Raw genomic sequence first — 13,202 nt, 5'->3', positions numbered from 1 at the left:
TTTCAGTTATTCTCTTGCTACCCTGTGTGTCCGGCCGCGAGTGGTCGGGACTCGACAACCAGGAGTTCGCGGACGCGCCCAGGCCTCCGCGACCCGCCAGCCCACCGCACGCCTGCGCCAGGTCCGCACGAGGTGAGTCCATGAAGACTGTCGCGGTGATCATCCACTGGGGCCCGCCCGACCCGACCATCGAGCTCGCGACCCGACTGGACGGCTCCGTCCACGTCGACCAGGTCACCGTCGTGGCCAATGACCGGTCCGAGCGACCAGGTGGGCTCGCTCCGGGGGTGAGCTGGCTCGTTCCCTCGCGCGACCTCGGCTTTGGCGGTGGGTTCCGCCACGCGGCCGAGGCATTTCCCTCGGCCTCCGCCTATCTGTTGGTCGACAACGACGTGTGGATCGACGACACAGCGATCGCGGCCTGCCTGGACCTGCTGGCCGGCACCAACATCGGCGTCGTCGCGCCGACCCTCGTCGGCAACACCGGGGTGCGGTCCGCGGCGGCACGGCGGACCCGATTCCTCGTCGCGCCGACGGTACTGGGCCACGCCCCCGTCGACCGACCGAGCGAGGCCCACTGGGTAGCCGGCGCCGTGATGTTCATCAAGGCCGCATGTCACCGGCGGGTCCCGATGGACGGCCGCTACTTCCTCGGCTTCGAGGATGTCGACTTCTGCCACCGCGCCCGCAACGCCGGCTGGAGCGTGGTGATCAGCCCCGCGTTGGCGTGGCATGGCGGCCGCGACACCGTCCCTCCGGCCCGGTACGGCTACTACGAGATCCGCAACCGCCTGTGGTTCACCCGAGTCCGCCACTGGCCCGTGCGCACAACCCTCGTGGCGCTGTGGACCGCCGTGATAACACTGCCACGCACCGTCGTCCTCGATCTGTTCCGGCGCAGAGGCACGGCCGTCTCCACCCTCGTCCTGCACGGGCTGGTCGACGGACTCGGTTCGCTCCCGCCGAGCGGCGACCCGCGTCCGGACGAACCGCGGGTCATCCGCTGGACGGCAGAGGGCTGGATGACAGAGGGAATGAGCGGCGCCTCACGAGTATCCGGTCTCCCCCGCAGTCGGACCGGCGAACAGGGACCCCGCCCACGCGCAGGCAAGGCCCGCCGGTTGGACTGACGCCGGGTGGGCCGGACCTCGTCTCGACCGTCTAGGAGGATGCGGCGGCGGTCTCGTCGTTCGCGGGCGTGGGTGACGGGATCGCGCCCGCTGACCTCGTCCGCGCATCCGTCACAAGGAACACCGACTGCCAGGCGAAGAGGTTCGGTCGAGTCTCCAGCGCCCAGCGGTCCGCCCGTGCGGCCAGTGAGTCCGGTAGCCACTGCCGGCTGCGCCACAGGGGCAGGCCGCCGCTGGCTCCGACCGCGAGGACAGTGAGCCCGTTGTCCTCCAGCAGTCGCCGAGCGGTCACGACAGTGAAGAAGCGGACGTGGGTGGAGTCCATGACGCCGGTCTCGGTGTAGTCGAACCGGCCTACGAGGTGCTGGGCACGCTGGCGGAAGTGCGCGACGTTCGGCAGAGCGACGGCGATCCGCCCGCCGGGTGCAAGGACGCGCCGCGCTTCGGCGAGCAGCGGTGCCGGATCGACGAGGTGTTCCAGGATGTGCGAGAGCAGGACGAGGTCGAACGACCCGTCCGCGGCGAACGGCAGGCCATTGGCCAGGTCGGCAAGCTTGATGGTCTCGCATTCCGCCGCGGCGGCAGCCAGCTCCGCCGGATCGAGGGTCACCCCGGTCACCCGCCAGCCCCGCTCGCGCAGCCGCCGCGCGTTGTCGCCCGCGCCGCAGCCACAGTCGAGGGCACGGCCAGGTGGAATGTCGACAAGATCGAGCAGGGCCGGGTTTCCGGCATTGCGGTATCTGAGATCCGTGGTCATCGGCGACTCCTTGTGGCTCCCACTCGAACACAAACTGTCCGGCTACACGAAGAGATTGTTCAAACACAAAGGGTAATGGACGTCACGCCACACCGAGGCCCGCCGGCGCGAACCGCGACACGACACGGACAGGTCGGCCGGGTTGACGACGACTCCAGCCCGGAACCTCTCCGACTGACACGCCCACGCATCACCACAACTACGGAGAGACTAACTAGTATCACTTTCCGTGCCCATGACTCTCAGATCTCCCGCCACGACCGAACCGAGCGCGACCGATCCACGAGTGCTCCTGTTGAGCCCGGCACAGCCGCATCCGGAAGCGGCGCGTCACCTCACCGCTGTCACAGCGGGTCTGCACTCGGGCGGCGCCGAAGTCTCGCGGATCGAACCGAACGAATGGGGCGAGTGGGCCGGCCGCATGGGCACGGAGTTCACCGCCCGGTGCCGGTCGCTGTGGAGCACCGTCGCCCGGACGCGGCGGCTGGGAACGGTCGAGAGCATCGTGGTGGGGCGGGTCGATCTCGTCCCGGCGGGGATCGTCGCCGCCCGCATCACCGGCGCCCGCCGCGTCCCCGTGCTCTTCCACGGCACCGACATGTGGACGATGCGTCCGCACCTGCGGTTCCTCCTGCGCCGTGACCCGCTGCTGTATCCGGTGACGACCAGCTCGTTCGGCGCGGGCGCGCTGTCGACCGTGCGGATGGGCGCGATCCTCCCGCCCGGACTGGACCATCACTGGCGGGAGACGCTGCTCGCCGAGGCCGCCCGCCGCCGGCCGCTGCCGCCGATACCCACCGTTCTCAGCGTCTTCCCGCTCGACGAGTGGGACGTCAAGGGCCTGCCGGCCCTCCTCGAGGCCGTGAAGACCGCGAGCCGCACGCTGGGACCGGTGCGGCTGGTGATTGCCGGCCCCGGCCCGGCGCCAGGAGCCCTCCACGCCCACGTCGCCGCACGGGAACACACCGAGTTGCACGAGGATCCCGGCGACGAGGCCCTGGCCAGGCTGTACGCCACGGCGGACCTGTTCGCCCTCTGCACGCGGACGCGCACGACCGCGCCCGCCAGCGGCGAGGCCCACGGGACGGCGCTCATCGAGGCGCAGCTCGCGGGCTGTGCGGTGATCGGCCCGGCGCAGGGCGGATCCCGCGACGCCTATCAACGAGGCATGACCGGATGGACTCCAGCCGACGAATCCGCGCCGGCTCTGGCACACATCCTGCAGGACCTGCTCGCCGACCGGGCGCGCCTGGCCCGTGCCGGCCGGCAGGCCTCCGAGTGGGCGCGGGCCATCACCGACCCCGGCGACCACACCCGGGCCGTGTTCGCCGCGCTGCTGGGACGCGAGCCGGACGTCTCCCCTGTCGGCGGAGCACCCGCGCAGAGCATCACCTGACCACGCCGGAGGCGGGCCTCAGGCGGTCGCTCGGCGTTCCTCGAGGTCCACCAGGACCGCCGCCACGCCATCCGGCCCGGTCCGCGCGTCCGAACCAACCCCGACACGCATGCCTACCTGGCTGTCCGGGCGGGCCTGAGCGAACTCGAGTGCGGTCCGGAGTGCGACCGGATCGTGCGGGCGGGTGGCGACCAGCAGATGCCGGGCCGCAAGCCCGTCGTCGAGGTCGGTCAGCGTGCCCAGGGCGTGGAGCTCGACGTCGCTGAACCCGGCCCGTTCGACCAGCCCCACGAGGTGGTCCCGGGTGCGCGGGTGGATCCGGAGGGCGTATCGACCCCACAGGCCAGGTGCCGGACCGGCGGACGGCGGCACGCCCTCGCCGGAGGTGTCGGAGTCCGCCACGGCCACGCGAAGGAGAAGGCGGCCGCCCGGTCGGAGTGTGGGCCGTACCGAGGACAGCATCGCCGACAGCTCACCGTCGCCGAGGTGCTCGGCGACCGCGAGGGACACGGCGATGTCCACCCGACGCCGGGATCCGAAGAACTCCCGGGGAGTCCGATAATCGATGTTGACTGCCGGGTTGAGGACCCGCGCGCAGGCCAGGACGCCCCGCGAGACGTCGACCGCCGTGACGGACCAGACCCGCCCGGCCACCGCCCTCGCCAGGTACCCGGGGCCGCAGCCGATGTCGAGCAGGTCCTGCTCGGGTGCCAGGAACGGTGCGAGCACATCCCGGACGAACAGCTCTCGTGACACACGGTTGCGATGGGCTTCGCCGCCCCGGTCGCGGCCCCGGAAGTAATGCGGGGCCAGCCCGAGCAGCCACAGCGCGAGACCTGGTTGCCGGGCGGGCGGGGTCAGCGCCAGCAGAGCGCGGACCCACCTCGCGCCGAGAAACGTCCGTCCCCCTGTCACTGCCACCGCCAGGGAGCGGACACGCGAGATGCGCGCGGGTGCTGAAGCCCTACCGTCAGAGAGTCCGGGAGCCGCAGATCCTTCCGGACTGCCTGACCGCTGCGTCACAAGGTCCGACCCTGACAGGCCGAACACGTTAAGTCAACGAATGACTACTACGAGTTCGACTACTCCAGGTAGTCGCGCAGCTTCTGGGATCGGGACGGGTGGCGCAGCTTCGACAGCGTCTTCGACTCGATCTGCCGGATACGCTCCCGGGTGACCCCGAACTCGCGGCCGACCTCCTCCAGCGTGCGCGGATGGCCGTCGGTGAGGCCGAAGCGCAGCTGGATCACCTTCTTCTCGCGGTCGGACAGCGTGTGCAGCACGGAGTCGAGCTGCTCCTGCAGGAGGATGAAGCTGGCGGCGTCCACCGGGACGACCGCGTCGCAGTCCTCGATGAAGTCGCCGAGGTGGGAGTCCTCCTCCTCACCGATCGGCGTCTCCAGGGAGACCGGCTCCTGCGACACCTTGAGGATCTCCCGCACCTTGTCGGGCGTGAGGTCCATCTCCTTGGCGATCTCCTCCGGGCTCGGCTCCCGGCCGAGGTCCTGCAGGAGCTGGCGCTGGATGCGGATCAGCTTGTTGATCGTCTCGACCATGTGCACCGGGATGCGGATCGTCCGGGCCTGGTCCGCGATGGCGCGGGTGATGGCCTGCCGGATCCACCAGGTGGCGTAGGTGGAGAACTTGTAGCCCTTGGTGTAGTCGAACTTCTCGACCGCGCGGATGAGGCCGAGGTTGCCCTCCTGAATGAGGTCCAGGAAGAGCATCCCGCGCCCCACGTAGCGCTTGGCGATCGAGACGACGAGCCGCAGGTTCGCCTCGACGAGCTTCCGCTTGGCGATCTGACCGTCCCGCTCGATGGCCTCGAGATCCCGCCGCATCTGCGGGGAGGTCTTCTTCGTCGCCACCGCGAGCTTCTCGGAGGCGAACAGGCCCGCCTCGATCCGCTTGGCGAGGTCGACCTCCTCCTCCGCGGTGAGCAGCGGTACCTTGCCGATCTCCTTGAGGTACATCCGCACCGGGTCGGAGGTCGGCGCCTTGAGCGCGAGCTCCTCCTCCTCGCGGCGGCGACGGGCCAGCAGATCCGCCTCGTCGGCGTTCTCCCCCCCGGCCTCGAGGACCTCGATGCCCTCGTCGTTGAGCACCTGCAGGACGGTCTCGGCCTGCTCGGGGGGCAGCTCGGCCGCCTGGATCGCGACCGTGACGTCCTCGGTGGTGAGGAAACCGATCTCCTTGCCACGGGTGATGAGGTCCTTGACCTCGTCCACCTGGGCCTCGCGGGGTAGGACGGTAGGACTCATGGGCGGAATCTCGTCACTTCCTTCTCGGGATCGACCCAGGTTACGCGGCACCTACGCCCCGCTCCCGGAGTTGGAGCTTGTGCTGTTCCAAAGCAATCAGCTCACCGAACGCACGGTTGAAGGCATCGGTGTCGGATGCCGGGTTCAGTCGCTGCACCCGCGACTTGAGTTCCCGGATCCGACGGGTCACATGCAGTTCCTGCACACGCGACATCTGATCGTCGACGTAGCGGTCGTCCACATCGTGGTCGCACAGCACCCCCTCGACAGCGAGCGCGAGGACGAACCGCCGGAGCTCCTCGTCCGGCGTCGCGTCCACCACCGCCGCAACCCAGCCGGACGGGTCACCGGCCGCGTACAGACCCGCGCACACCCCGCCCGCCACGGCGATCGCCTCCCGGACGGCACGGTGCGCGGGAACAGTGAACAGCTCTGTGGACAGCGTGTCGAACATCGGCCCGGCCAGCCCCGGATGTTGCAGGGCGAGCTTGAGGGTCTCCCGTTCGACGATGGCGGTCGCATCGTCCGGCGCCGGGTCCAGCCGCCGGCGCGCGCCGACGCCCTCGGCCGCCCCGGCCTGCGGCCGGTGCTGCCCCACCCGCTCGACCACGAACCGCTCGTCGAGGAAGCCGAGCCAGCGGTCGAGGTTCACCGCGTACCGGTGCCGCATGCCGGCGTCCTTGAGCCGGTTCACCAGCGGGGCTGCCGCGTCCAGCGCGGCGATGCGGCCCTCGGTGGTGTTGAGGTCGTAGCGGTCGATCACGCCGCGGATGGCGAACTCGAACAGCGGCTGGCGACTGGCCACCAGGTCGCGCACGGCCGCGTCACCGTGCTGCGTCCACAGGTCACAGGGGTCGAGGCCGTCCGGCTGCACCGCGACGAAGGTCTGGGTGACGAAGCGGTCCTCGTACTCGAAGGCCCGCAGGGCGGCGGCCTGGCCCGCCTTGTCTCCGTCGAAGGTGAAGATGACCTCGCCGGTGCGGGCGTCGGAGTCCATCAGCAGCCGGCGGACGATCGCGACGTGGTCGGCACCGAAGGAGGTTCCGCAGCTCGCGACCGCCGTCGGCACCCCGGCCAGGTGGCACGCCATGACGTCGGTGTAGCCCTCGACGACGACAACCTGGTAGCGGCGCGCGATCTCGCGGCGGGCCAGGTCGGCGCCGTAGAGGAGCTTCGCCTTCTTGAACAGCGGCGTCTCGGCGGTGTTGAGGTACTTGGGACCGGCATCGGGGCCCTCTGCGAGGCGCCGGCCGCCGAAACCGACGACCTCGCCGCCGAGGTCGCGGATCGGCCACAGCAGGCGGTGGTGGAACCGGTCGATGAGGCCGCCGCGGCCGCCCCGCTTCGCCAGCCCGCCCAGCTCCAGCTCCTCGGCGGTGAACCGGCGGGCGAGCAGGTGCCTGGTCAGCGCGTCCCAGGACGACGGCGCGTAGCCGAGACCGAACTGTTCCGCCGCCGCCCGGTCGAAGCCGCGCGAGGCCAGGAACTCCCAGCCGGCCCGGGCGTCCGGGGAGGAGTGGAGCTGTTCGACGTAGAACTCGGCGGCCAGCCGGTGGGCGTCCAGCAGCCGCTGACGCTGGCTCGTCACCGCGCGGCTGGTGGTGCCCCCGCCCTCGTAGGTCAGCGTGATGCCGGCCCGCCGGGCGAGCCGCTCGACGGCCTCCGGGAAGGTCAACCCGTCGATCTTGCGGATGAAGGCGTAGACGTCCCCGCCCTCGTTGCAGCCAAAGCAGTGGAAGAACCCGACCGAGGGCCGCACGTTGAACGACGGTGACTTCTCGTCGTGGAACGGGCACAGGCCGACCAGGCTGCCACCGCCGACCGGACGGAGCTGCACGTGGTCACCGATGACGTCCGCGATGGGTGAGCGCTCCCGTACGAGAGCGATGTCAGCGTCGCGGATGCGTCCGGCCACCGATACCCTCCCTGCTCACGTCCGGCGGACCCACCAGCGGCGGGCTCCGAGGTCACTGGTCCGAGTCACTGGATAGACGGCGCGCCCCGGTCGGGGGTTGCGCGTCGCGGGTTACTTGTGTCCGGTCACCTGATACGACGCTGCCGGTGGTACGGCCGACCGCCGGGGCTACTATGCCGCCGGCCGGACGGTGCCACCGATGACGCCGGTGTCAACGGTCCTTTAGCGTGATGGTACTTGTCATCCGGCCGACAGTGCCGATCTTGCCGGCAGGAACTCCGTGGGCGACCGATCGGCGACCCCACGGACCGCCACGGCGACGTCACCGCACGCGCACGCTCGACCACACCGAGCGGCGCGCTCCGGCCGAACCATGATGCGCCACGAACCACAACGGACGCGCCCGACGGACCACCCGGATCACTCCAGCATCGCGCCACGGTCACATCCCATCCCAAACGCTGTCGGCAGCGATCACAGCGTACGTCGTTTTTCGCTGGTCACAGCGCCCTCGGCAGCGGGCGGCCCGTCAGTGCCGCGTGCCGGCGCCCGGCGCTGGCGTCGGTGAGCCGGGCGACCTGGTCGATGACCACCCGCAGCCGGGCCGCGTCGTCGGCCGCGTGCCGGTAGGAGTCGGCCAGCGGCGCGTCCAGCGACGCCGGGGCGCTGGCCGCGAGCAGGTCGACCAGCTCGGCGATCAGCTCGCGCTGCCGGGCCCGCCGCTCGGCGGCGCCGGGCCGGCCCATCACGTACCACGCGGTGACGCCCTTGAGCGCCGCGCACTCGGCGAGCGTCTCCACCGGCACGACCAGGTCGGCCCGGTAGCGGCGCAGCGGCTCATCTCCGTGCCGCTCGCGGGTGGCCCGCACCGCGGCCATCGAGAACCGGGCGACGAGTTCGCTGGTCATCGCGCGCAGCGCGGCCAGGCCGGCGACGGACCCGACCTCCTCCCGGATCCACCACGGCTGGGCGCGCAGCCGGTCGAGCCCGGCCGCCGCGGCGGGCGCGTCGACGTCCGGGTACCAGGCCGCCGTCCGGGCGGCCAGCTCGGCACGCAGCTCGGGGTCACGCAGCGCGGCGAGGTCGATGTGCCCGGCGACGACGCCGTCCTCCAGGTCGTGCACGGAGTAGGCCACGTCGTCCGCCCAGTCCATGAGCTGGGCCTCGAAGCTGCGCCGCGCGCCGGGGGCGTCGCGGCGCAGCCAGGAGAGGATGCCGGCGTCGTCGGCGTAGGCCCCGAACTTCGGCGTGCCGGCGCGGCGCAGCCACGGGTACTTCACGGCGGCGTCCAGGGTCGCCCGGGTCAGGTTCAGCCCCACGCCGCCGCCGGCCGCGCCACCGCCGGTCTCCCCGGCGGGCGCGACGATCTTCACCTCGAGCCGGGTCAGCTCGCGCAGGCTCTGGGCGTTGCCCTCGAACCCGCCGCAGGTGTGCGCCGCCTGGTCGAGCGCCACCTCTCCGTTGTGACCGAACGGGGGATGCCCGATGTCGTGGGCGAGGCAGGCGGCGTCCACCAGGTCGGGATCGGCGCCCAGCGAGCGGGCCAGACCGCGCCCGATCTGCGCCGTCTCGAGCGAGTGGGTCAGCCGGGTGCGCGGGAAGTCGTCGTCGAGCGGGCCCACGACCTGGGTTTTTCCGGCAAGTCGCCGCAAGGCGCTCGAATGGAGCACTCGGGCACGATCCCGCTCGAACGGGGTGCGTTCGCCCGGTGTAGCCTTGTCCTGCTCTGTGACCCGTCGCGCCAGGTCGGCAGGGTCATACCACTCACTGACCACATAGCCGAGCGTATCGGCGCGATTCACGTACCTACGTCGATCGCAACGGCGATACTTTGGGCGCACCCCGTTCCCCCAACTCGGCCCGGAGGCCCGCCGTGGACAAGATCGTCAAGTACGGTGCGATCGCATTCCTTATCTTCTTCGTCGTCACCGCACCGGACAGCGCCGCGAGCATCATCGACCGGGTGTTCGGCTGGCTCGAGGACATCGGGAACGGAGTGTCGGAGTTCGTGACAGACACGGCCCTGTGATGCGGTCCCGGCGGGGCCTCATGTCTGCGACACTTCGTCCGTGGTGAGACTCCAGCTTCCCGACCCTGCGCTGCGGGACACCAAGTACCTGGCCTCCCAGGAACGCCTGGTGATGATGGTCCGGCTGCACTGGGCCATCATGCTGCCGATCCTTCTGCAGACGCTGGGTGCCGTCATGCTCGCGCTCGTCGTGAACATCCTCTTCGCGGCGCAGGGCATCGACACCGGGCCGATCACCACTGTGCTGTGGTACTTCGCCCTGTTCATGATCCTCCGGATGCTCTGGAAGATCGCGGACTGGCACTTCGACCACCTGATGATCACCGACAAGCGGTTGCTGAAGGTGTCCGGCATCGTCTTCCGGAAGGTTCAGACGATGCCACTGTCGAAGATCACGGATCTCACCTACAACCGGGACCCGCTCGGGCGGCTCCTCGGCTACGGCGAGTTCGTGGTCGAGTCCGCGGGGCAGGACCAGGCCCTCTCGAAGATCAATTTTTTGCCACGGCCGGACCGCCTCTACCTCACCCTGGTCGACATGACCTTCGGTGGCGGTCCGTCCCCGGCCGGCGACGACTGATCCCCTCGGCTCACCCCCGAGGGGACGTCCCACCCTCACCCCGCGGCTGCCCATACCCGCCGGCGTCTCCCGTCACACTGCCGCCTCGCCACATCGCGCCGTTCACCCTGCCTGCCGAACGAAGGACCCGGTTCTGGCGTTCCAGGGAAAGGTGAGCTTAAGCTAAGCGCCTTCCACCTGGGTGGATGACGTGGGCATGTATGGGGACTGGCCCTGACACGGGCCCATCTCCAGTCCGCCGTCATCCACCCGGTGTCGTCGTCTGCGTTGTGCGAGGGTCGGGGCCTGCCAGAGATGCGTGCCAGCGTTGGCGTCCCGTTCGCGCGCGGACTACGCGTCTTCGGTGACCGGCTCGCCACCGTCGGCGCCGACGGATCAACGCTCACCTACCGCCAGCTCGCGGACCGGGTGGACCAGGCCGTCACGAGGTTGGGCCCGACGCGGCGGCTGGTGATGATCCTGGGAGCCGCCGAGCTGTCTGACGACCCCGAGCCGCTCGTGGTCTACCTCGCCGCGCTCGCCGCCGGGCATCCCGTGCTGCTCGTCGGCCCCGACGACGAGCAGGCTCGGGAACTCACCGCGGTGTACCGCCCGGACGTCGTCCTGGCGCGCGCACCGGAGGGCTGGCGGATGCGCGAGCACCACACCGGGCCGACCCGGGACCTGCACCCCGACCTTGCCCTGCTGCTGTCGACCTCGGGCTCGACCGGATCCGCGAAACTCGTCCGGCTCTCGGCCGACGGCGTCCAGGCGAACGCCGAGGCGATCGCGTCGTACCTGGATATCCGGGACAGCGACCGCGCACCGGTCCAGCTGCCGATCCACTACTGCTACGGCCTTTCGGTCGTGAACAGCAACCTCGCGCGCGGCGCCGGGCTGCTGCTCCCCGAGGGCTCGGTCACCGCCGAGCGGTTCTGGACGATGTTCCGCGAGTGGGGCGCGACCAGCCTGCACGGGGTGCCGTACACGTTCGACCTGCTGCGGCGGATCGGCTTCGAGGACATGGATCTGCCGCTCCTGCGGTATGTCACCCAGGCCGGCGGTGCCCTGGCGCCACAGCGGATCCGTGAACTCGCACGGCTCGGCCGGTGCCGCGGCTGGCGGTTCTTCGCGATGTACGGCCAGACCGAGGCGACCGCGAGGATGGCGTACCTGCCGCCGGACCTCGCCATGACCCGCCCGGAGTCGATCGGACGACCGATCCCCGGCGGATCGTTCGAGATCGTCCCCGACCCCGACCAGCCCTCGCAGGGCGAGCTGGTCTACCGGGGACCGAACGTGATGATGGGATACGCCGAGAACGCGGCGGACCTCGCGGCGGGCCGCACGGTGGAGGCTCTGACGACCGGTGACATCGCGCGCCGCGCACCGGACGGGCTGTACGAGATCGTCGGACGGGCCTCGCGCTTCGTCAAGCTGTTCGGTCTGCGCATAGACCTCGACCGCACCGAGCGCATCCTCGCCGAGCGCGGCCTGAGCGCGGCGTGCGTCGGAACGGACGAACAGCTGACCGTGTTGGTGACGGCACCCGGGACCGATCAGGCGGCCGCCGTCCTGGCCACCCGGCTGCGCCTGCCACCGGCCCATGTCCGGGTACTGGCCGTCGAGGCGATCCCCCGCCGACCCAACGGCAAGATCGACTATCCGGCCGTCCGCGCATGGGCCGACGCGCACCCCTCCGGGGCCGAGACGTCCGGCGCGCACCCGTCCGGCCCGCCTGCAGCCCTGTCTCCCGCGGCGACGTCGGTCGTTCGCGCGCGGTTCGCCCGGATCCTGGGCCACGCCGACGTACCGGATGACGCCACCTTCGTCGGGCTCGGCGGCGACTCCCTGACCTATGTGCGGATGTCGTTGGAGATCGAGCGCGTGCTCGGTCATCTCCCGACCGCCTGGCCCACGATGCCCGTGGCCGAACTCGAACGCCTCGCCGCCCAGCGCGACGGGTACACGCGACGACCCGGACGGCGGCGCGCACGCGGCCGGGACGGCGGCGGCACCCTCCCGGCCCGCACGACCGGAACCGGAACCGGTCTCATCCGGACCGTCGAGGTCAACGTCGTGCTGCGGGCGGTGGCCGTGGTGCTCATCGTCGCCAACCATGTCGGGCTGTTCCATCTGCTCGGCGGGGCGCATCTCCTCCTCGTCGTCGCCGGGTGGAGTTTCGCGCGGTTCTGCCTGACGCCCGGCGGCCCCGGCGGCACCGGGCGGGGGGCGGCGACGAGCCGCCGGATCCTGCGCGCCGCCGGGCGCATCGCGGTCCCGTCCATGCTCTGGCTGGCCTGGCGGGCGGTCAGGGCCTCGGACGTGGGCCTGTCCAACGTGGCACTGATCGACAACTACCTGCGCCGCGGGGTGCCCGGGTACTGGTTCGTCGAGGTCCTCGTCCAGGTGCTGGTCCTGCTGGCCGCGCTGTTCGCGATCCCCTCGGTCCGGCGCTGGGAACAACGGAACGGATTCGTCTTCGCCCTCGTGCTGCTGGGGCTCGCGCTGCTGGTCAACATCCCGACGGACGGCGTCGGGACCTTCCCCAGCGCGTTCTACGTCACGCATGGCGCGGCGTGGTTCTTCATGCTCGGCTGGCTCGCCTGCCGGACGACGGGCACCGCCGGGCGTCTCACGGTGCTGGGGATCGCGGCCGCGACGGTACCGGGCTATTTCGGCAATCCGACACGGGAGACGGTGGTGCTGGTGGGCCTGGCCGCGCTCATGTTCGTCCCACGGGTGCCGCTTCCCGGGGCTGTCGTCGCGCTCGCCGGGGGGATCGCGGGCGCGTCCCTGTACACCTATCTCACGCACTACGCGGTGTACGAGATCGCGCTTCCCTCGCTGGGGCCGCTGCCGGTGCTCCTGCTCTGCCTGGCGATCGGGACAGGCACGGCGGCCGCTGCCGAACGGGCGCGACTGAGCCGACCGCGCGCGGAGCACCTCGCGGCCGCGCTCTGGCGGGGCGCGGTCCGGGTGGGCGAGCGGACGGCGCGGGGCCGGCGGTGGGCTGTGGCCCCGCCGTTGCGGGCCGCCTCGGTCGGGTCGCTGGCGGGGCCCATCCTGCTCGGGCAGCCGCTGACCCACGCGTTCGGCCGCCTGAACCGACCCGGCTGAGACCGCCCGGACCGTGCCGACCCACTCGTAAGGTG

The 13,202-nt window shown here is 71.0% G+C and carries 10 protein-coding genes; 5 read left to right on the top strand and 5 right to left on the bottom strand.

Features of this window, described 5'->3' with window-relative positions; all coding sequences use genetic code 11:
- The first annotated feature begins 140 nt into the window (after positions 1–140).
- The gene (locus tag FMEAI12_RS17405; RefSeq protein ID WP_112106848.1) at positions 141–1,130 is read left to right on the top strand and encodes a glycosyltransferase family 2 protein; all 990 of its coding nucleotides are present in this window, start codon (positions 141–143) and stop codon (positions 1,128–1,130) included.
- Positions 1,131–1,161: 31 nt separating this feature from the next.
- Here the strand turns inward: FMEAI12_RS17405 and FMEAI12_RS17400 are convergent, their stop codons facing one another.
- On the bottom strand, positions 1,162–1,887 hold the full coding sequence (locus FMEAI12_RS17400; RefSeq protein WP_112106847.1) for a bifunctional 2-polyprenyl-6-hydroxyphenol methylase/3-demethylubiquinol 3-O-methyltransferase UbiG: 726 nt from the start codon (positions 1,885–1,887) through the stop codon (positions 1,162–1,164).
- Between the two features lie 286 nt (positions 1,888–2,173).
- Between FMEAI12_RS17400 and FMEAI12_RS17395 the strand changes: the two genes are divergently transcribed.
- On the top strand, positions 2,174–3,283 hold the full coding sequence (locus FMEAI12_RS17395; RefSeq protein ID WP_235014113.1) for a glycosyltransferase family 4 protein: 1,110 nt from the start codon (positions 2,174–2,176) through the stop codon (positions 3,281–3,283).
- Positions 3,284–3,301: 18 nt separating this feature from the next.
- Here the strand turns inward: FMEAI12_RS17395 and FMEAI12_RS17390 are convergent, their stop codons facing one another.
- From FMEAI12_RS17390 to FMEAI12_RS17375, 4 genes are all read right to left on the bottom strand, one after another.
- Entirely contained in the window at positions 3,302–4,198 is an 897-nt protein-coding gene (locus FMEAI12_RS17390) for a bifunctional 2-polyprenyl-6-hydroxyphenol methylase/3-demethylubiquinol 3-O-methyltransferase UbiG (RefSeq protein WP_235014112.1), read from the bottom strand.
- Between the two features lie 167 nt (positions 4,199–4,365).
- A complete protein-coding gene (locus FMEAI12_RS17385) occupies positions 4,366–5,544 on the bottom strand; it encodes an RNA polymerase sigma factor (RefSeq protein WP_006538863.1) in 1,179 nt (392 codons plus the stop codon).
- 40 nt (positions 5,545–5,584) lie between these two features.
- Positions 5,585–7,459: a DNA primase gene (gene dnaG / locus FMEAI12_RS17380; RefSeq protein WP_112106844.1), complete on the bottom strand. Its 1,875-nt coding sequence runs from the start codon at positions 7,457–7,459 to the stop codon at positions 5,585–5,587.
- A gap of 500 nt (positions 7,460–7,959) precedes the next feature.
- Positions 7,960–9,261 (bottom strand): deoxyguanosinetriphosphate triphosphohydrolase, encoded by a 1,302-nt coding sequence (locus tag FMEAI12_RS17375; RefSeq protein ID WP_112106843.1) that lies wholly within the window; start codon positions 9,259–9,261, stop codon positions 7,960–7,962.
- Between the two features lie 71 nt (positions 9,262–9,332).
- Between FMEAI12_RS17375 and FMEAI12_RS37205 the strand changes: the two genes are divergently transcribed.
- The 3 genes from FMEAI12_RS37205 to FMEAI12_RS17365 all read left to right on the top strand — a co-directional run bounded on the left by FMEAI12_RS37205 (position 9,333) and on the right by FMEAI12_RS17365 (position 13,167).
- Positions 9,333–9,488 (top strand): hypothetical protein, encoded by a 156-nt coding sequence (locus tag FMEAI12_RS37205; RefSeq protein WP_020459728.1) that lies wholly within the window; start codon positions 9,333–9,335, stop codon positions 9,486–9,488.
- 40 nt (positions 9,489–9,528) lie between these two features.
- Positions 9,529–10,068, top strand: coding sequence for a PH domain-containing protein (locus FMEAI12_RS17370; RefSeq protein ID WP_112106842.1), 540 nt, complete (start codon positions 9,529–9,531; stop codon positions 10,066–10,068).
- 294 nt (positions 10,069–10,362) lie between these two features.
- Entirely contained in the window at positions 10,363–13,167 is a 2,805-nt protein-coding gene (locus FMEAI12_RS17365) for a non-ribosomal peptide synthetase (protein ID WP_112106841.1), read from the top strand.
- Positions 13,168–13,202 lie beyond the last annotated feature (35 nt).

It is taken from the genome of Parafrankia sp. Ea1.12 (genome assembly GCF_900465275.1).
GTDB lineage: Bacteria > Actinomycetota > Actinomycetes > Frankiales > Frankiaceae > Parafrankia > Parafrankia soli.
The sequence above is the reverse complement of the archived record's forward strand: the minus strand, read 5'-3'. Positions and strand labels throughout refer to the sequence as shown.

Bases quoted from the DNA above. Each gene is read 5' to 3' on its own strand.
- FMEAI12_RS17405 (WP_112106848.1), top strand. From the start codon at position 141: ATGAAGACTGTCGCGGTGATCATCCACTGGGGCCCGCCCGACCCGACC.
- FMEAI12_RS17400 (WP_112106847.1), bottom strand. From the start codon at position 1,887: ATGACCACGGATCTCAGATACCGCAATGCCGGAAACCCGGCCCTGCTC.
- FMEAI12_RS17385 (WP_006538863.1), bottom strand. From the start codon at position 5,544: ATGAGTCCTACCGTCCTACCCCGCGAGGCCCAGGTGGACGAGGTCAAG.
- FMEAI12_RS17365 (WP_112106841.1), top strand. From the start codon at position 10,363: ATGCGTGCCAGCGTTGGCGTCCCGTTCGCGCGCGGACTACGCGTCTTC.